Source organism: Bradyrhizobium cajani (assembly GCF_009759665.1).
Taxonomy (GTDB): domain Bacteria; phylum Pseudomonadota; class Alphaproteobacteria; order Rhizobiales; family Xanthobacteraceae; genus Bradyrhizobium; species Bradyrhizobium cajani.
Window position 1 is genome coordinate 1 of record NZ_WQNE01000024.1, and the last position, 19,498, is coordinate 19,498.

Here is a 19,498-nt window from a genome sequence, read left to right on the forward strand (position 1 = left end):
CTTGCTTGACGCAAGTGCTCTGTCGAGAGAGAAATTGTTGCCGGCTGCGTGAGGTCGGACATGAAATCTTTGTCGGACACCTGCCGCGACAAAGCACCCACTGTCAGCTCAAGTCCCTTCTTTTACACCTCGATCTTCCATCTCAAAGCATACCATTCGAGCTTCTCAATGACGTCGGTGCGGGAACCAACGGGCAGGTCGGTGATCAGCTTCCAATCGATCTTCTTTCTGTTTTTCGGCGTCCCGCGCTCTTCGGCATGGATCACCGTCAGGGTCAGAGCGGGATAGCGCTTCTGCTTTCCGATCGGCGGTAGGACGCGAATCTTGCGATACCTGAGTTCAAGAACGGCCTGGTCGGATCGCCGTTACTATCTTTGACTTCGATGCGATGGAGCCCTTTGACGGCGACCTCGTCCATTTCGTCCGCGATCGTGTGATCCCCATCTCCAGCCAAGCGGTGGACGCAGGTCCTGATCAGGAAATGAGTTCCGATCTCGTGTGCTGCGCAGAAGAGCTCATAGATGTCACTCTCGCGATCACCAATATGGATGCATCGTCCCGGATGATCCAAGAGTTGCGTAGACTGCTTGAAATTTTCCAACCACCGGACACTTTCCTTTTTCTCGATGGGAATCCGGCAACGCCCAGAAGGGCGCCACCGGCCTGACGCTCATCCACGTGTTGCCGGTCATCTTCATCCTGCTGCACTTAACGGCCGCCAACCCCAGCGGCACCCCCTCGATTGTAACCGCGAGGCTCGAATGCATCAGGATGCCGTAAACCGTGTGCGATCTGAGGCGACCTGCCTTATCTCGTCCACTGTTTATGCTCTTGGTGATGCCGATCGCTTCTGACTTCTCGCGTTGATAGCTGAACTCGGTATCGTGCAGCACAAGAACGAGACCTTCAGTGGCGGTTGCACGATCACGTGTCGATTGGAAATGGCCGGCCAGAATGTCCGCTTCGCTGACCCGGTCGTTAGAGAAGAAGCGGTAAGCTGCCTTGGTATTCGCCTAATCCTGGCAGGCGAGCGGAATGCTTTGTCCATGGCGCTTCCAATCTGCGAGAGCAGTTTGCGGAATCCGTCGCCGAGCCGCGCATCCCTAAACTCGCATCCACTACTCTCTCGATCAATCCAACATTCACCTTCCAAGGACCGCAAACAGCCTTTTGCCGATCGATCCCTAAATTCAGCCCCATAGAGCACCCCTCGCGGATCAGGTGCTCAGAAAGGAATCACAAGCGATTCTTTCGATTCAAGATTTCCCCGATCAGCGGATCAGCCCGAGCGGTCAAAGTTATGGGTAATTGAAAGCCGGCTTGGATGGATACGTAGAACAGGCTTTTTTGGCTATTTTGTATTGCTCAACGGACCGCCTCGCCATGGTGGCGCGGCCGTCTAAGATTTGCCTATAGCGCTTCCTTCGAGTCGTGCGGTCAGGATGCACCATCAACGCCCTTTGCTAAACGCCTAGTGCGCTCGCCAAAATGGCGGAATTTTTGCGCCATCTTGCTCGTTCTCATTATGATTTGCTGCTTTTATCCTGGCTTCACGGCAGGATTGCTCCGCCTGCACAGCCGGGCGGACGGGCTTGAGCAGAAACTGGGTCGGACCATTTGGATAAGCGGTCCCCTCAATGATAGGCGGCTCGAACGTAGCGGCGACGACGTAGTCCGCCTGCCCCGCGCCAAAGGAGGCCATAATACTGGGTTGGTCAAGATGACTCGGGGCACCCGGCTCGATTAGTACCCAGGCCTTGGCCAAATCGGCGCAGTTTTCAAGTCCGAGCGCTTGAACCGCGACCGCGTTACTGCCGGGATATCCTCCGATCAGCCATGGCGAACCGAGTGCCCGCGTCTCGAGTACATACATCAGGCTGGGCGCGAGGCCAGTAAGATAGAGGATCGGGCTCCCAACTTTAAGGCCCGCCGCACGAGCCAAGGCCTTAGCCGTGGTCAAATAGTCATGGAAAGATTGGGATAGGACTAACTTTCCGCCACCTGGCATGGGCATTACAGCGGTATTAGCGCGCAAATCTTTCACCTCACTCCATGGATTGAGGATGCCCGCATTGATGACTAGTGCAGTGAGCAACTGTGCGAACACTGTCAGGGACAATAGCATGGCGACGCCGCGCCCCCGTTGCGCTAGGGGGCTCAGAAACGCGACTACGGCGAGCATCCAGAACAAGGCGTCCATCGAACCGACGAGCCAATAATTGAGACCGGACCCCAGTGCGGACAGGTGCGGCAGCACTAAAAACGTTAGCGCCAAAGCAATGGTGGTGGGAGTCTGCGTGCGTAGAACCGATCCTTGACGATAGAACGTCGCACCAATGCACGTGAACGCCGGAACCAGGAACAGGGTCGACGGCTTGATGCCGACCGGATCGGTCCCCAACAGCGCAATTGCTATTGTTACGATTAACATCGCAGCAAAAGACAGCGAGAGGAGCAACCTATGTCTCCTCATGAGAACGCTTAGTAGAAGCGCTATGGCCGCTAACACATCGATAGCGAATTGCGCGCGGCTGGTGGGGAGCCGATCGATCCGAAACATCAGAGACAGCTCATGCCCGTCAGCCCTCAAGATTTCCATCGCAGAGCTATTGACGATGCGGGTCACGAACCCGGTGATGCCGCCGTCAATCATGTAGGCGGTACCACTCAGTAGAGTGAGAGCGACCAGCGCCGCGCCAAGCATGAGCAGCGGCGACCTCCGGCGGCAAACGGCGAAACGGAGGATAACGACGGCGGCAATAGCTGCGGCGGTGGGGGGCCTAGCCATGAAGCAACACCAGCCGCCAACGCCGACCAGGATCGACCCAACGCCCCTGTGGATGCGCCCTGGCCAATCCGCCAGCAGCAACCCGATCATCACCATTAAGATCGATTGGGAGGTTAGTGAGTAGTGGGTGGGGGTACGCCCCCAAAGCCCCCAGCTCGGACTAAAGTGGCATAAGATTAAGCTGGCGATCCCTGCCGATAGCACCGCCGACTCCAGCCAGCCCACTGCCCAGAGGCGCCGAATCACTAGCAAACTGAGAATCCAGCCCAGCACCATGTTAAGCGTGATGTTCGCCATACGGAGCACTGCGATGTCGCCACCCACTAACTCATAGAGCCAGTGATAGACGAAGCCGAAAAGGGACACTGAAACGTTGATTGCATAAAGGAATGGATTGGCAATAGAGAGGAGGTAGAATCCTTCGGTTTTGAGATCGAGACCGTAGCTGCTGTAGTATAGGAGCCGAGTGAAAAGGATTGCCGTGGTTCCGGCCGTCAGAGCCATCAGCGTGTGATCGAGCAAGACTGATAACTTCGTTTCCTTGGCAGAGTAGTTGTCTCTTCGCATAGGCCTTACCGTAGAGATGAGGCCACTTCAGTGATATCAGCCTCGAGGCGCTTCTAATTCACCGGAGCGTCGCGTTCGCCTCCCAAGATTGGTAGACCTCAGATCGGACTTGTGGCGCGGGGCGCTTCCTGCGCAGCATAGCGTCTGCGGAGATGATGAAGACACTAGCAACACCAACGGCGAGGATCTCGCCTGCGCGGCGATCCTACAGCCTACGAAAGTCGGTGCTAGACGGTGCGGGCGGGTAATCCCAAGGCTCCAACTGGTCGCTGCGGACGCTGACATTCCTTTGTGAGCATCACGACGACCGCACGAAGCTCCTGCGTAATGGACGCATCGACCAACGGCGAAGCTTCCGAGCAAGTGGCGTTCAAGCCAATGGTCGAGGCCCCCGACATGGTAATCGTCGGCGCGTCGCCAACCACAAGGAAAGACCGTCCTGCCGTGATCAGACGACTTGTTCCTGTATCCCAGGAAAATCGCGCTCTTGCGTTCGAATGAAGAAATGCCAAAAATTTTGCGAGAAGGAGACAGCAATTATGAGCACTTCCGCCGAAGACAAACCAGTGAGGTCCACGCTAGTGCCCGGGACTCCAACCGCTTGTCCGCAACCATTCACGAAAATCGGTGCGCAATTTTCTTCAGTCCGCCCTGATCCACTGGCGTTGCTTGCGCTACGGCGCGGAAACTCTTATCCGATCGGCTTTGTTACCGCTACTGCACTATCGTGAGATGTTTGGAGCTCTGTGTTCTGTACTTCTTCAGGATTGAGCAAAGGGACCACTAATCGAGATCTCCTCTGGGGTTTTGTTAGCGGGTAGCAAGTTTCGCCTGGGCAGTTGCGGCGACAAATCGCAACGACGTGATTCCGCGAACAAACGACGGCTGATGCTTGTCCGCTTTCTAACAAGATACAACGGCTGTCCGGTTCAACACACTGGCCGCAGCTTGCGACGTGCAAACTCTATTCAACGTGAAGCAGACGCTTAGTTGCTGGCGGCGCTGGCACGGCAATTGCTATCGAGATACACCAACATTGAGTGGCGATGCACGCAGACAAGACGGCTGATGCCCCCACTAGGTGCCTAACTCTGAGAGCGAGAAAGAGCTCAAGTTGCGTTGGCAATTCTTTGGAGAGCAACATGGTCCTCCGAACTGAGTCTCCGGCTCCTCCGATCAAAGTGGAGACCTGGCTGCGTGGTCAGCCTCTCACCAGTTTCCAACCAGGCAAGGTGTACATCGTCCACTTTTGGGCGCCTTGGTGCGGGTCATGTATGGCGACGATGTCCCATCTGGTACAGCTCCAAGAGAGGTACGAGGACAGCGGGCTACAGGTTGTCGGAGTTGCGGCTCTTGAACGCCCTCGAACCGCAGACGAGGACCGAACCGAGTTGGACGCCTGGCTGACCAAGAACTTCCCAAACCTAAACTATCGCATCGCTCTCGACGTAACGGGCGAAATGGACAAGCTTTGGATGGAGCCGAGTATTTCTTGCGAGAGTCCCACCTCGTTCGTTGTCGACCGTGCCGGCCGCATCGCATTTATCGGGCGTCCGACTCAACTCCATGAAATTTTACCGAAGGTGCTCAATCGCACATCGCGCACCGTCGACGATGATGGCAAGCCGTTGGTCGTAGATTTGGACGGATCTTTGCTGCTAACTGATGTGCTATATGAATCATTGTTGAACGTCTTGACTCTCGGATTGCAGCCGAATCTCGCAGCGATCCGCGCTCTGGCTCATGGCAAAGCCGCCGTAAAGCATCATTTTGCCCAAGCTTCCGAATTGGATTATACGACTCTGCCGTACAACAGTTGTGTGCTGCATCTCATCCAAGCTGCCAAAGCCCGGGGCAGAAAAGTCTATCTAGCCACAGCAGCCAATGCGAATCACGCGAAAGCCATCGCAGATCACTTGGCCTTCTTCGATGGCTGGTTCGCTTCCGACGCAAAGACGAACTTGTCGGGGTCTTTGAAGGCCAAGTTACTCACGGCGGCCTTCGGCAAGAACGGATTCGATTACGTTGGCAATGGCCCCTCGGATCTTCCGGTGTGGAACGTGGCCGATAAAGCCTATGGCGTCGACCTTTCTGATTCCGTAAAGAGTCGCCTCATCTCAATCAAGGGCACCTATGTTGCATTAACGGACGGGAGCGCGGGTCGGAAGGCGTGGCTCAAGGCTGTTCGAGTCCATCAATATGTCAAGAACCTGCTTGTGTTTGTGCCGCTGGTGACCTCGCATCAATTTACGCTGGCTAACATCACTGCAAATGTGACTGCCTTTCTAGCGTTTTGCGCTTGCGCGTCAGCCGTCTACACCCTCAATGATCTACTAGACCTTAAATCTGATCGTGCGCACTCTAGCAAGCGTGCACGACCGTTCGCGAGAGGCCTTATCCAACTTCGGACCGGCCTGCTCATGATTCCGGCGCTTCTCTTCCTTTCTCTGATACTGGCAACCACAATCTCAGCAGAGTTTACTTACGTATTGGTTGGGTATTTTGTGCTGACGAGTGTCTATTCTGTCTATTTGAAGCGCAAGATGTTCGTCGACGTTGTTGTGCTCGCAATCCTCTACACGATACGGATCTTCGCAGGTGGCGTGGCAGCTGACATTCAAATCTCGCATTGGCTCTTCATCTTCTCTATGTTCATGTTCACATCGCTGGCGCTGGTCAAGCGCTACGTTGAACTGTCGACAAGAATCGATCTCCGCCTTCCGGATCGTTCAGACCGCGACTACAGGATCGGTGACGTCGAAGTCGTTACCGCTCTAGCGGCTGCGTCTGGCTTGACCGCTATCACGATCTTTGCGCTCTATGTTGCATCACCAGATGTTCAGAGACTCTATCGGCATCCGAAGGCGCTTTGGCTGATCTGTCCAATTCTTCTCTATTGGATAGGCCGAATACTCATGATGGCGCACCGGCGTCTAATGGACGACGATCCCATAGTCTTTGCACTGAGGGACCATATCAGCGCGATTACCATCGCCTCGATCGCAGCCGTAGTTATAATCGCCATTTGAATCTCCCGCACACTGCCATGGCCCGAGCCCTCCCCGATATCTTGCCGGCCTATCCCACCGCAGGGTTTCTCCAGCGGATCATGATCCGGCATCGGCCAGACATCTGCCCGCCTTGGCCTCTCTATGAACACATACCTCAGGGAGCCTCCGTCCTTGATATTGGCTGCGGAACGGGGGCGCACCTGGTTACACTCGCGGCGCTCGGTCAGATCTCGATCGGTCACGGAGCGGATATTAGTTCGAAAGCTATTGCACAAGCTGCGCTGGCGGCAACAAATTACCCGCAATGCGACTTGACATTTCAGGCCATAAAATCGATCGACGACGTTCCTCAAAAGCAGTTCGATGTGACGATGATGATCGATGTCATGCACCATGTGCCGCTAAAGAACCGCATTGCTACACTTGCAGGATGCGTCAAACGTCTCAAGCCGCGCGGCTTCTTTATCTACAAAGACATGGCAGACGAGCCGTTCTTTGATGCCTTTCTCAATCGGTTGCATGACCTAGTCATCGCTAGAGAATGGATCCGTTATCTACCCCTCGAGGTCGCGGTGGAATGGGCTGCACACTTCGATCTCCAATTGATTCGTAGCTCCCAGTATCGGAAGTTGTTTTATAGGCACGAGCTTTTGGTATTTCGCAAACCTTAGATGGCCACGTTTGAGCGGCTTCCTGCCCGTTCAAGCATTGGGGCGAAGAATCAGATGACGGTCAGACGCAGATTACGCGTCTTCGCGCTGGCGGCGCGCTTTACCTCGAGATTGGTGAGGAACTCGCCGATGAACGTTGCATGCAGCTCGGCGAGCGACAGGGCCGACGGGGGACTTCCGCAGCCGCACATGTGTGAACATGAACAGCAGCCGGAACATGTTCCCTGTAAGGGGCGACCGTGTTCCCGCTAACATTACTGGCGCATGAGCCGGTCGGTGAAGAAGCGCTTGATCAATGTGACGACATTGCAGGCGGGTATCATCGCGTCACCCGCCGATCGAGACGCCGCGCCGCTTCATCAACTTGGGGCAGACCGCGGCGTGGTCGAGGTAAATGGACCGCACCGGGAGTTGGTGCTTGACGTCCTTGCGTTCGCGATACCAGTCGAGGAGCGTCCGGATGGCGGCGTGGTTATAGAAGCCGTGCGCGCGCGGTCCGGTACGATCACCATGGGCGCCGCGCCCGATCTCTCTCTCTCTCTCTCTCTCTCTCTCTCTCTCTCTCTTTCTCTATCTCTCTCGATCTCTCTTTCTCTATCTCTCTCTACAATCACCAGGTGACGCGATGAACGTACTGGTGCAGCAAGCGGCCTTCGTGCTCGACAACGAAGAAGGTCGAGCCGCAGCGTGTGGGATGCTACGCATGATCAGGTATTTATCGAGTGCGGAGCGCAGATTGGTAATTGCAGGCCTCCGAGCAGGGGCAGGATCGATGTTCTCAGCGTATCGGATGCCGAGGTGCGCGTAGATCGAGGTGGTGTGATGGTCTCTCGTGCCGCATCAACTGTACCATCTCCGACAAGCTCGTCCCAGCTCAGAGAAGCTCGGTACCGAGACTGTGTCGGAAGGTATGTTGTCCGCACAACCGTCGAGTCCACGCGATTGAGAGCGGCCTTGGCGATCATCGTGATCGCACATCCTGAAGCAAAGCCGACGTGTGGCACGAGTGTGCGGACGAACAGCGGTTGGCAGGACGATGTTGGGCGGCCAGTGCGCAGATATGCAACGATAGCCGCGCCGATGTCCCGCGGTATCGGCATTCATGCGCGCTGTCGGCCCTTGGCGCGAACGAGTATCTCGTTCGTGCGCCAGTCGATATCGTCGGGTGAGCGTCGCAATCTCGTCGGCCCGAGGGCCGACCTTGGCAGCAACAACAGAATGGGTAGTCGCGCCGTGATCACCGTCTCTCGGTCGCGACCTTCGATAGCCTTCCGTACCTGAGCGGCAGGCAGATAGGTCGGTAGAGTTGCGAGCTTCCATCGGCGCCTTGATGGAACGACAACCCACGAAGCGGCGCGCTCCTTCAGTTCCCGATGGGGGGTAACGGAGAAAGGCTCGGTACGATCAGCACGTCGCCTTGCCTCGTCCCGGGCTCCAGTCCCGGACGTGGCGCTCAACGTAGCAGATCTGTCCCCTTGCCTGATCTTGGACAGGGCGGCGCCGCCGGAGCACACCTCGTCCAGGAACCTGCGAAAGACCGTGAGATGGTGTACGGTGGCCTCCTGGCTAAGCCCCGCTCTGATCGCAGGTAGGCATCGACTCCTTGAAGATCCGTTTGTGCCGGGTGAGAAGCGGAAACGCAACGGCGCGATCGCGCCGTCCTTCGCGCGGCACTGGCAGGCATCGTTTGAGCGCGGCCCGGTCACCGGGTTGGATAAACCAGCTTGTAGTGACTGCCTGCGATCCAACTCAGGAGCCAGCCAACCACGTTGAGGCAGCCACGGCGGCTGGCTCGAGTGCCGCGTCGACTCGCGGGCACCCTCTTTGCGCAATCCACGCGGTGCCAGCTCCGCGGCTTCCACGCCTGTAGGCCCCTCGCTGCGCCCGCCTAGCGCCACACGCGCTTGCCTGCAGATGTAAATCGTCCATGACGGCGGGGCGTCAAACGAAATGTTTGCGATGAATTACACAGGCGGGAGCGCGCCTAAACGCGAGGCAGCGCATGCCAGGAAGGTCGACGAGGCGCTCGCGGCAGCTGCCGTCGTCATCCGGCGGCGCTTTCGCGTCCACCGCTCTGCCGATTGAGCTGCGCGGGCGCGATGGCGACCTGGGATGACGACGGGCTGAGGGTCTGTGACGGAACGACCACCTATCGACCGCCTCGCGTTGTTGTCTGACGTGCTTGAAATCTCTTCGGACAAGGTTCGGGTGATCGCGCTGCGCGATAGGCACTGCTGATCCGATTCGTACGATCGATCCCTCAAATGCCGGTAATATATGTATGAAGGTGCCGCTCTGCGACTGTTGAGAGCGCAAAGCTGTCACGGCGGGTACGCTCCGCGGAGGACTGAACAACGGCTGCGGGCTTCAGAGTTTCTTGTTAAGCAATCGAATGCTAGTGCATCCCATCAGGGCTGTAATGAGCAGGCAGTACTTTCCCTGGCGGCGAGGTCGGACACGTCGTCCTTCCAGCGCACCGATCCGAACGGGACGCCCAAGCATCCGTCGGATGCGCACGAGCTCAGGCCCGACATGAAAAGCCGCCGCCCAATTTCCAGTGCGCGCTCTGACTGCGACCAGCGGTTGCGCTGGCACAGATCGCCGAGCCATGTCGGGCAGTGATGAGCATTCTGTCCAAAGCTCGGGATCAGCAATATCGCGCGCAATCGACCAGCTGGAGGCCCATTGCGCTGACGTAAAGGTGCACCTCTTGCATAACGTTGTGGAAGGAACGGGCATGCTCCAGCACAACGCGGGTATTCGATCCCGACTGCGAACGGGCTGCTGCGGTAGCTGAGCGGGACGCACCGCGGGATCGTGCCGATCGCGATACCACCGTAAAATGCGAGCTGCCACGCCGCACGCGAGCGGCCGTCGACTCAGCAGGTGCGGAGTGCTGCACGCCAAAGTTGAATAGTGTCCACGTGAACTCCAGACGGAGCGGTCAGGATCGCCGCGGCAGCGGTCAAGATCGGCTCGCGTTGAGTGCGATCGCTGCAATTGTGCCGTTCATCGAGATAGTGCAGGCATGCACGGTAGCTTCGCCGCTCATACGCTTGCGCATTTCGCCGATGGAGAGTGCCCAGATCATCGAGCAAAATCCGAGCGCGCCAACGGCGTAGGTACGTGCCCTGCCATTTTAAAAGGTCGCGGGCGACCAGCGGCAGGGGCCCTGTGACCGACCCGCCGAGCATGTCTGCTACCAGGCTGCCAGCACTATCTTTATTAGAGCGGGAAAGTGATATACCGCACGCCCGAGATGATGGCGTGGCTCAGTTGCTCGCGCGGCAACCGCGCATTGCAACACGATTTCACAGGAATAGCGCCACAAGCAGCGGCACATATAGAAGCGCGTTGAGAGCAACGGCTGCGACTGCGCCTACAGTCGCCACCACGAAGCCACTAATCGCCGGCCCGTAGCTGCGGGCCATATTGCAGCTGATGCCACAGAGCGTCACCGCCGCTGCAAGCGATTCGGCGGGCACCTGCTCGGTTACGGAAGATTGCCAAGCCGGGCTCATCATTGCCATGCCACTGCCAACCACAAAGCAAAGTATCAGGAGTAGATTTGGCGTTGCAAGGCCGGAACGATCGAGAGCCGAGGGCCAAGTCGCCCCGCATAGAGCTACCGAGAATACATATCGCCGGCATCGCAATCAGCTGTATGGGAAGCATCAAGGCCATGTGGTCTAGCGCGATTTTGTCAGCCGACCTAGTCAGCTCTGTCATCGCTCGAGCCGCCCGACTCCCTGGATCTGGGTGCCGAGGTTGGAACAAACTCGCCAACAATTCGCCGGAACGTTGTATAGCGCGAGGCTTCCACCTCTGAGGGCTCAAGTTGGAGGCTGCTGTCATGTCGACTTCTGCCTCGCGTGCAAGGCGTTATTCTGATCCATTATAAAATGGACGAAAGACTGCTAGAAGTGGCCAATGCCTTTTCCAATCATCTTTACGGTACAAAAATGTGCTGCGCAGAACGAAGTTTCTTGAGCGGCACCCCGTTACGCCGATCCACCCATGTACTGCTGCGGATGTAATATTCACAACCAAAGCGAGCTCCTATCATTTCGCAGGGCAACTCTTACGATCCTCAGCAATGCGCTTCTCTCTTCAAGCAAACCTAAAATCTCTCTAATATTGGCGCCTGCTAATGCATCCCGCTAAATTTGGAATGGGCGGGCTCGAATTCGTTCGTCGCACGGTCGGACACCTCTTCTTTCCAGCGAACAGATCCGAAGGGGCGCTCCAGCATGCGGCGGATGCGCATTGGGCCAGGTCCGATATGGAAAGCCGCCGCCCGATTGTCCAGTGCGCGCTCTGACTGTGTCGACCGGTTGCGTTGGCGCAGATAGTCGAGCCATGTCGGGCAATGGTAGCGCTCTGTCCACAGCTCGGGATCGGCGATATCGCGCGCAATCGACCAACCATAGGCCCCATTGCGCTGGCGGTATAGCTGCACGTCTTGCATCAGATTGTGAAACGGCCGAGCGTCCTCTTGCGCGACACGATACTCGATCTCAACAACAAGCGGGCCGCTGCGCGCCTTGAGCGGAAGCTGCACCTTCGGATCGGCCAAAACCTCGGCGTCCTCATCTCGGGTGAGGATGCGCGGCATGTGCAGCCAGAATCCCAGCAGGGGCGAGGCTACCAACAGAGCGGCCGAGACCAGAAGCCCAGTATCGACTCCCGCAGCATCAGTCAGGTGTCCCCAAGCCCAACTTCCCACCGCTATCCCACCTGAGCTCGCTGTCTGGTAGGCAGCCAAGGCGCGCCCAGCAACCCATCGCGGCGCCGACAGCTGCACGCCGATGCTGAAGATCATCCACGCCATCATCCACACGGTTCCGGCCAAGATCAGCGCGCCCGCTGTCAAAACTGGCTCGTGGCTCAGGGCGACTGCCGCAACCGCTCCGCCCATGGATATTGAGCAGGCGCGTATGGCAGCCTCACCGCTCATCCGCTTGCGAATTTCGCTGATGGTGAGTGCACCTAAAACCGCGCCTAGACCAAAGGCGCTGAGCATAGCGCCATAAGTTTTCGCGCCGGAATGCAAGAGATCGCGCGCGACCAATGGCATGAGCGCTGTAATCGCCCCCCCAACTAAGCCGATCACCATGGAGCGGATCACCACGATCCTGATCGATGGCGAATTAGTAATGTAGCGCACTCCCGAAATAATGGCGCGGCTCAGCCCTTCAGGTGGCAGACGCGAGGGGCGGGAAGGGCGTTTCCAGACGAACAGCGCGAACATTAGTGGGAGATAGAGCAGCGCGTTGAGGGCGAACGCCGCCACGGCACCCCAAGCTGCGACAACGATCCCACCGATGGCCGGACCCAAGCTGCGTGCAATATTGTAGCTGATTCCATTTAGAGCAACCGCCGAAGCCAACGTTTCCGATGGCACCTGCTCGCCGACCGAAGATTGCCACGCCGGCCCCATCAGAGCCATGCCAGTGCCAACGGCGAAGCAGAGCGCCAATAAGATGTTCGGCGTGACCAGCCCCACCCAGGCGAGCACCGTCAGGACTGTTGCGCCGGCAAATGCAATGCCGAGCGAAACCAGGGTGACAATCCGGCGGTCATACATATCGGCGATAGCCCCAGCGGGCATCGCAATCAGCATCACCGGCAACATCAGGGCCGTCTGCACGAGCGCAACGTTGTCGGCCGATGGCGTCATCTCAGCCATCGCCCAAGACGCGCCGACGCCTTGAATCAGGAGGCCCAAATTGGAAAACAAGCTCGCCAGCCAGATCCGCCGGAACGTGGAATAGCGGAGCGGAGTAGTGAGGCGCTCGATGTTGAGAGTCTGAGGCTGCTCAGTCATGCGGGCTCATATTAGGTGCTCTTGCGTCCGTCGCGCTTGCGGGATTGCGCCTTATCGGTCCGTACGGCCTGCTGACGCCGAAATTCGGGAACGTCGCGGAATGAAAAACCGTGTCTCGTCGGCAAGGTTCAGGCGCTCCCGGCGCGTTTTGCTCATTGATACTCTCTGTTGCGCATCAATGGGAGGCAGGCTGTCGAATTGAAAGCCTCTGCCACAGCTGTGCTATCAAAGTCTCCCGGCGGAGACGTGCGCAACCGCTTAACCGCTTGGCCACGAGCGTCTGTCAACTGACCGGCATCAACTTGACGAGCGCGGCGCAACCCGCTCTCCCATGAGGTCTCTCGCTTAGAGAAATTAGAGTACCGGTACGGCTCTGCGGGTTTGTCGCGTTCTCATTAAATAAGCGATGAAAAAGTGCGCGAGCAGGGTGGCATGCGTTGTGAGACACCACTTTCGGCTCTCGTCAATCCTCGTCTGGGAGCTCCACGGGAATCGCAAAACCGGCCTTTACGCGGTCCATCACGACCATAGTCTTGAAGCCTTTGATGTCTGGGTTCTCATAAAAGAACCGGCGGGTAAACTGCTCGTAATCCTCCATCGTGCGCGCGGTGATATAGAGGACAAAGTCAGCGTCGCCCGTCACGTAGAATCCATTGACCACTTCGGCTGAGGCTTTGATGGCCTTCTTGAACCTGTCGATAATGTCGGCACGCTCGCGCTCCAGACTCACAAGTACAAGCATTTGAATAGGTCTTCCGACCATCTTCGCCGAAACAATCGAGACGTCGGCTTCGATAATGCCTTCCGAACGCAATCTCTTGAGTCGCCGTTGGCAAGCAGTCGCCGAGAGGCCGGCCAACTCGCCAATGACCTCTGAAGTCAGGCGGTTGTTCTTTTGTACGAGTTCAAGGATGCGGGCGTCTGTTCGGTCATATTGCACGGGCGGACCTCCGGTGAAATTCATCGCGAAACAGCGATTTGGCGTTCAAAGGCTGCGCCAGATCCGGCGAAAAGCGACGCAAATCTGTTTCAGAGGTGAGTATCTTGATTGCGGAGAAAATTTCAAGAAATCACCACGGCGCCCGGCCAATGATTGTTGAATAGCGTCGGAGGAATCTAAAGCTGTCGGCCATCTGGCTGCCAACAGAAGGGTTTTGGACGATGGGTCGTTACCCTGAAAGTCCGGCTAGAACTCATGCGGGAGCATTGGGCCAATTGAGGGGGGCATGCGCGTTATCCGGGTCGATGTTGATCGAGATGGAGGGCGGCTGTGGCAGGTTACCGATAGAAATGTTTCTGCGAAAGCGTGCGTCGAGGAGGAGAGATCTTGGTTTTGAGCCCTGAACAGAACGCTGGCGGCATCCGGCTAGCTGCTCGATTGAACGATGGTGAGTTGTTGGCTTCGGCCCAACGTTCATTCCCGGTCAGCTATAGACAAGCGAGAGGCGAGTTTCTTGCGATGCTGCCGCAGGCGCGTTCCTTCGTGCTGCCTGACCTCCGCGGCCCGGACGGAGAAGAGCTTTCCGTCGATGGCGGCTGGGTCGGGGATCCTCAAGCCGAGTGCGTCCTGGTGCTAATCAGTGGCACCCATGGCCCCGAGGGGTTCTGCGGTGCCGGGATCCAGATGGACTGGCTAGCGCTGCTGGAGGAGGGGCGTCTTCCGCAAGATGTTGCCCTTCTCTTCATTCACGGTCTGAACCCGTACGGCTTTGCTTGGGATCGCAGAGTAACGCACGAGGGGTGCGACCTAAACCGAAATTTTATAGACTTCACCATCGGTGCCCCAGCCAATCCTGGCTATGAAGAGCTGCGTGTCCATTTCGTGCCGCCGACGCTGGATGGGCCATCATTCGAAGCTGCGCGGCAGGCCATCCGGCAGTTCAAGAGCCTGCACGGCGAGCGGGCATTTCAGATCGCCCGGAAGGCTGGTCAATACACGGATCCCAATGGAATGTTCTTTGGCGGATTCGGGCCGTCCTGGTCGGCTGGAGCGCTGGATGCGATCGCTCGTGAGCACGGGCTGGCAACACGTAAATTCGTCGCGGTCATTGACGTGCATACCGGGCTCGGTCCGTACGGTTACGGCGAACTCCAGAGTGAGCATGTCGCGGCCAGCAAGTCGCAGGCCATTGCGGATCGCATGTTCGGGCCGAGCGTAACCTCCGCAGATCTCGGTACGTCCGCTTCGATCCCGATCCACGGCTCACTGCAGCTCTATTGGGAGCGTCTTCTTGGTGACGGTCGGTATCTCTATCTTTGCCTAGAATACGGTACGTTCGACACTGAAGCCGCCCAGCGGGTGCTTCTGGCAGATCAATGGTTGCACGTTCATGGTGGCGGCGATCGAACGGGAGCGTTTGGCCGCGAGGTTCGGGCGCGCATGCGGGCGCACTTCTGTCCCGACGATCCCTTCTGGAAGGAAGCAGTGCTGTTTCGGGGACGGCAGGTCCTGCGGGACGCGTTATCGGGCTTGCAGCAGATCGGAGAAGGCCGCTTCGCATTGTCGCAGGTTCCGGTGCTGGCCACCGGGCGGCTCCCCATCTCACCTCGGGCAAGGCGACTGAGCCGAATAGCCCATAAAGGAGATTCTCAATGTCAAAACGAATGATGAGCATCGGAGCGTCGATCCGCGGGCTTGGCTACAACGCATCCGCTTGGCGGCACCCTGACGTCGATCCCACCGTCCAGGAATCGATTTACTTTTATGCCGAGGCAGCGAAGAAGGCCGAAGCTGCCAAACTGGATTTCGTATTCCTTGCGGACAACCTCGCTGCCACTTCGATGGAGGATCGCCCCAAAGGGGCGCTTGGCCGCGGGCACGACAACATTACGCTCGAACCGCTGACCGCCATGGCCGCTATCGCCGTCCTGACCAATAGAATCGGATTGGTCGCTACATGCTCCACGAGTTATCAGCAGCCCTATCATGTGGCTCGTCAGTATGCTTCCCTAGATCATATAAGCGGCGGCCGGGCGGCGTGGAATGTCGTTCCTTCCTATCGGCAGACCGAGGGCGCGAACTTTGGCCTGGCGGCGCCGCTGTCCCATAGCGAGCGCTATGAGCGCGCAGAAGAATTTGTCACGGTTGTCCAAGGTCTGTGGGATAGCTGGGATCCCGACGCATTCCTCTACGATAAAAAGTCAGGCGTCTTTTTCGATCCCGCCAAAGTGCGAGCTTTGCATCACCGTGGAAAATTCTTTCAGGTGGAAGGACCGCTCACGGCCGCTCGGTCACCTCAAGGCAGACCAGCGATCTTTCAGGCGGGTGAATCGGGCGCGGGCGTTGAATTGGCAGCGAAATTCGCGGACGCGGTTTACACCGTTCCATTAGAGAAATCTGCCTCCATTCAACAGCGACAGCTCATTCGACAAACAGCGGCTAAGCACGGGCGCAGCGAAGATGCCGTCAAGGTCATTCCGGGCATTCAACCGATCGTTGCTGCAACAAGAAAAAAGGTAGAAGAGAAGCTGGAATTGCTGCGCTCGATAGCTGATCCTGTCAAGGAAATGGGACGGTTGATCATCCAATTCAAGGACATCTCGAAATTCGATCTCGACGAGATCCTTCCAGAATCCTTCGTTGAATCGTGCGTCACAAGTTCAGCAAGACCTCTTGCCGAGAAGGCCGTCGCGTCAAAGTGGAACGTCAGACGTTTATGTCAGGAGATGGCAATCGGGCAGCAACGGATTGTTGCGGGAACGCCCGAAGAGATTGCGTCGGACCTCGCTGACTGGTTTGACAGCGGGGCATGCGACGGCTTCAACGTTTCACCGTCGCACATGCCGGGCGGGCTCTTTGAGTTTTTGGACCAGGTCGTCCCGATCTTGCAAGATCGCGGCTCCTTTCGAGCCGAATACGCCGGGCGTACATTGCGGGAGCACCTCGGAGTTGCCCGCAATCTGTCGTGATCGTCGTCACTTCCGGTGCTTTCGCAACCATCAGCAATTCGCACGCCCTTAACCGCAGACGGCGTGCTCACGAGATTAACCGCACAAGGTCGAAGTCGCTATGCAGCAGGCCCACGTTTCATCGATTGACCCGCGATCGCTCCGGTATACGCTGAGCCGCTTTGCCTCTGGAATTACCATCATTACGGGGTTGGTGGACAACGTACCCACCGGGTTCACATGTCAGTCTTTTTATAGCGTCTCTTTGACGCCACCTCTGGTGTCTTTCTGCGTCATGAAGACGTCCAAGAGCTGGCCCGGGATCCGCTCGTCTGGTCGTTTCACCGTAAATGTTCTATCCGAAGAGCAGCAGGCCATTTCCGACGGCTTCGCCAAATCGGGCGCCGACAAATGTACACACGTTGACTGGGCTCGACGTCCCAACGGCAAAGTCGTCATTGCTGGAACTCTGATGTGGTTGGATTGTTCGCTTCATTCCGAGCACGAGCTCGGAGATCATTTCCTGGTTGTTGGCAAAGTCGAAGAGATGAGCCCTGTTGATTGGGATACGCAACGAAACCCATTGATTTACTTCAGGGGCCAATACCGCCAGCTTCAGAACTCTTAGATTCTTGTCCTCCTGAAAGGCTATTTGAGAAATCATCCCTGTTGCACAGGGCGCATCGCGCATTCCAGACGGCCGGATGCCAGCTCTAGCCATCTTCGTGGCGTCTTGCCTGAGCAGCGCGAAGAGTCGGGCTGCCGAGCTGCCGGTTTCCCTGAAGACGAAGCTCCTGCATCCGCAGCTGATGGTTAGGAGACTGCAATTTCGTCCAATCAGCCGGGCACCTTTGATACAAATGCACCACGCGCGAAATCATCCACTCTGACGTCTTCGCCTTTAGGCGGCGCGGGAGACCGATTGGAGTGGAAGAGAGCCGTTGTTCTCAGTCAGCGCCTCTACTCTTTTCCAAAATCTCAAGCCTTCGCCGCCCGCTAGCGTACGCTCGCCAAGTATGGCTGCGTCGGAGATGAGCCGCGAACACGCGCATCCATCCCCCGCATTCGGTCTCTAATCGAAAGGGGTGTAAGAGCTTGAGCCGAAATGTGGCGATAATCGCTGGACTAACGCAGGAAATCATCAGGACTGCACGAAAATGCGGCGCGAATGCATTCGCCATGCCTATAGCATGCAAGCGCAGGGCGTTCACGAACACGAGTTTCCGGGACTTTCAAATGACCTTTCACGGCTTTCGGTCTGCGACCACGACCGGTCTTGCTGCGCGGTGCTTGCAAGATTTGCGTCGCCGGGATTTCGTCTGTGGCGCGGCGTTGATTGATGGCTCGTGGATTGCAGGTCAGGAACGCGACGTCGTGATCGATCCGGCAACTGGCGAAGAGATAGCGGATGTCGCTCGTTGCAGCGCTGCAGATATGAATATTGCGATTGCTGCAGCCGAAAAGTCATTCGCTGCATGGCGAGGGCTGCTGCCAGCAGGGCGCAGCGCGATCCTCAGGTCCTGGGCATCGTTGATGCTTCATCATTCGGAAGAGCTCGCAATGTTGTTGACCTGCGAGCAAGGCAAGCCAATCACCGAAGCGCGCCACGAGATTGCTTATGGTGCTGGCTTCCTTGAATGGTTCGCTGCGGAGGGAGAGCGCGCATACGGAGAAACGATTCCTAGCCATAAGAGCGGGAGTCTGCTTCAGGTGCGAATGCAGCCTGTCGGCGTCGCGGCGGCAATAACCCCGTGGAATTTTCCGGTCGCTATGATTACCCGGAAGGCGGGCGCTGCTCTGGCGGCGGGTTGTCCGATGATCGTGAAGCCTGCTCCCGAGACGCCGCTCTCGGCGCTCGCGGTCGCTAGATTAGCTGAGCAGGCCGGCGTGCCGCGCGGCGTGTTTCAGGTTGTTGTCGGCGATCCGATCGAGCTTTCGGCCCCCCTGCTGAGCGACCCTCGGACGCGCGCACTTTCGTTTACGGGCTCAACCCAGGTTGGTCGGCTGCTTCTGGAGGGGGCTGCCAAAACCGTAAAGAAAGTCTCGCTCGAGCTCGGAGGGCATGCGCCATTTGTTGTCTTTGATGACGTGGCTGTTGACAAGGCTGTCAACGGTGCAATGGCTGCAAAGTTCGCGACGTCCGGTCAGGACTGTCTGGCAGCAAATCGCATCTATGTCCAAAGGAAACTCTACGACGCATTCGTCGAGGCCTTTGCTGCCGCCGTGACGCGGCTCAAGGTTGGTCACGGTCTAGATCTCGCAACAGACATTGGCCCAATGACGAAGGCCTCGGTTGCGGACAAGTGCAGGATGCAGATTGATGATGCCGTGACAAAGGGCGCGCGAGCTGTTTGTGCCAAACAAGATGATGTGCTGGGTCCAAACTTCGTTCTTCCGACGTTGCTGAGCGATGTCACGGAGGACATGCTCATTGCGCAGGAAGAAACATTTGGACCGGTGGCCGCCGTACTGCCGTTCGATACCGAAGAAGAAGTTGTCGAGCGAGCAAATGCGAGCGAAATGGGACTGGCCGGGTACATCTACACAGATAGCCTTCGCCGAGCGATCCGCATTTCTGAGCAACTCGAGTACGGAATGCTTGGCATCAATACAGCCTCGTTTACCGGGCCACCCATCCCCTTTGGTGGATGGAAGCAGTCGGGACTTGGTCGCGAGGGATCTCGGCATGGGTTGGCCGAATATATGGAACTGAAATACGTCTGCTTCGGCGACCTGGCCGCTTAGG

Annotated in this window: 12 protein-coding genes and 1 pseudogene; 7 read left to right on the plus strand and 6 right to left on the minus strand. The window is 57.4% G+C overall.

The annotated features are described in order from the left end of the window. Window positions 1-122: 122 nt before the first annotated feature. The 3 genes from GPL20_RS39645 to GPL20_RS25350 form a co-directional block, all read right to left on the minus strand. A complete protein-coding gene (locus GPL20_RS39645) occupies window positions 123-266 on the minus strand; it encodes a hypothetical protein (protein ID WP_246250930.1) in 144 nt (47 codons plus the stop codon). 270 nt (window positions 267-536) lie between these two features. Next, window positions 537-893 (minus strand): hypothetical protein, encoded by a 357-nt coding sequence (locus GPL20_RS39650; RefSeq protein ID WP_246250931.1) that lies wholly within the window; start codon window positions 891-893, stop codon window positions 537-539. A gap of 578 nt (window positions 894-1,471) precedes the next feature. Further along, window positions 1,472-3,310: a hypothetical protein gene (locus GPL20_RS25350; protein ID WP_157332747.1), complete on the minus strand. Its 1,839-nt coding sequence runs from the start codon at window positions 3,308-3,310 to the stop codon at window positions 1,472-1,474. Window positions 3,311-4,497: 1,187 nt separating this feature from the next. On the opposite strand from GPL20_RS25350, the gene GPL20_RS25355 reads away from it, so the two are divergent. The 3 genes from GPL20_RS25355 (at window position 4,498) to GPL20_RS25365 (ending at window position 7,658) form a co-directional block, all read left to right on the plus strand. Continuing rightward, window positions 4,498-6,384: a UbiA family prenyltransferase gene (locus tag GPL20_RS25355; protein WP_167533210.1), complete on the plus strand. Its 1,887-nt coding sequence runs from the start codon at window positions 4,498-4,500 to the stop codon at window positions 6,382-6,384. A 17-nt stretch (window positions 6,385-6,401) separates the two neighbouring features. After that, window positions 6,402-7,037 (plus strand): class I SAM-dependent methyltransferase, encoded by a 636-nt coding sequence (locus tag GPL20_RS25360; RefSeq protein ID WP_157332751.1) that lies wholly within the window; start codon window positions 6,402-6,404, stop codon window positions 7,035-7,037. A gap of 276 nt (window positions 7,038-7,313) precedes the next feature. Continuing rightward, window positions 7,314-7,658, plus strand: coding sequence for a hypothetical protein (locus tag GPL20_RS25365; RefSeq protein ID WP_157332753.1), 345 nt, complete (start codon window positions 7,314-7,316; stop codon window positions 7,656-7,658). 1,787 nt (window positions 7,659-9,445) lie between these two features. Here GPL20_RS25365 and GPL20_RS40320 read toward each other — a convergent pair. From GPL20_RS40320 to GPL20_RS25380, 3 genes and pseudogenes are all read right to left on the minus strand, one after another. After that, window positions 9,446-10,860 (minus strand): annotated as a pseudogene (locus tag GPL20_RS40320) (MFS transporter). A gap of 324 nt (window positions 10,861-11,184) precedes the next feature. Next, window positions 11,185-12,864: an MFS transporter gene (locus tag GPL20_RS25375; protein ID WP_157332755.1), complete on the minus strand. Its 1,680-nt coding sequence runs from the start codon at window positions 12,862-12,864 to the stop codon at window positions 11,185-11,187. 463 nt (window positions 12,865-13,327) lie between these two features. After that, window positions 13,328-13,804, minus strand: a complete 477-nt coding sequence (locus tag GPL20_RS25380) for an Lrp/AsnC family transcriptional regulator (protein WP_254126412.1) — start codon at window positions 13,802-13,804, stop codon at window positions 13,328-13,330. Window positions 13,805-14,191: 387 nt separating this feature from the next. Here GPL20_RS25380 and GPL20_RS25390 point away from each other — a divergent pair, with 387 nt between their 5' ends. From GPL20_RS25390 to GPL20_RS25405, 4 genes are all read left to right on the plus strand, one after another. After that, on the plus strand, window positions 14,192-15,472 hold the full coding sequence (locus GPL20_RS25390; protein ID WP_157332761.1) for a DUF2817 domain-containing protein: 1,281 nt from the start codon (window positions 14,192-14,194) through the stop codon (window positions 15,470-15,472). Next, window positions 15,457-16,773, plus strand: a complete 1,317-nt coding sequence (locus GPL20_RS25395) for an NtaA/DmoA family FMN-dependent monooxygenase (RefSeq protein ID WP_157332763.1) — start codon at window positions 15,457-15,459, stop codon at window positions 16,771-16,773. Before GPL20_RS25390 ends, GPL20_RS25395 begins: the two co-directional genes overlap by 16 nt. Window positions 16,774-16,873: 100 nt before the next feature. Beyond that, window positions 16,874-17,380, plus strand: coding sequence for a flavin reductase family protein (locus GPL20_RS25400; RefSeq protein ID WP_157332765.1), 507 nt, complete (start codon window positions 16,874-16,876; stop codon window positions 17,378-17,380). Between the two features lie 608 nt (window positions 17,381-17,988). Next, window positions 17,989-19,497 carry an NAD-dependent succinate-semialdehyde dehydrogenase gene (locus GPL20_RS25405; protein WP_157332767.1) on the plus strand — a complete coding sequence of 503 codons (1,509 nt, stop codon included), beginning with the start codon at window positions 17,989-17,991 and terminating at the stop codon, window positions 19,495-19,497. Window position 19,498: the final 1 nt, after the last annotated feature.

What these genes read in the sequence shown, in the direction of transcription:
- GPL20_RS25355 (WP_167533210.1), top strand. Translation starts at nt 4,498, where the DNA reads ATGGTCCTCCGAACTGAGTCTCCGGCTCCTCCGATCAAAGTGGAGACC.
- GPL20_RS25360 (WP_157332751.1), top strand. Translation starts at nt 6,402, where the DNA reads ATGGCCCGAGCCCTCCCCGATATCTTGCCGGCCTATCCCACCGCAGGG.
- GPL20_RS25375 (WP_157332755.1), bottom strand. Translation starts at nt 12,864, where the DNA reads ATGACTGAGCAGCCTCAGACTCTCAACATCGAGCGCCTCACTACTCCG.
- GPL20_RS25395 (WP_157332763.1), top strand. Translation starts at nt 15,457, where the DNA reads ATGTCAAAACGAATGATGAGCATCGGAGCGTCGATCCGCGGGCTTGGC.
- GPL20_RS25400 (WP_157332765.1), top strand. Translation starts at nt 16,874, where the DNA reads ATGCAGCAGGCCCACGTTTCATCGATTGACCCGCGATCGCTCCGGTAT.
- GPL20_RS25405 (WP_157332767.1), top strand. Translation starts at nt 17,989, where the DNA reads ATGACCTTTCACGGCTTTCGGTCTGCGACCACGACCGGTCTTGCTGCG.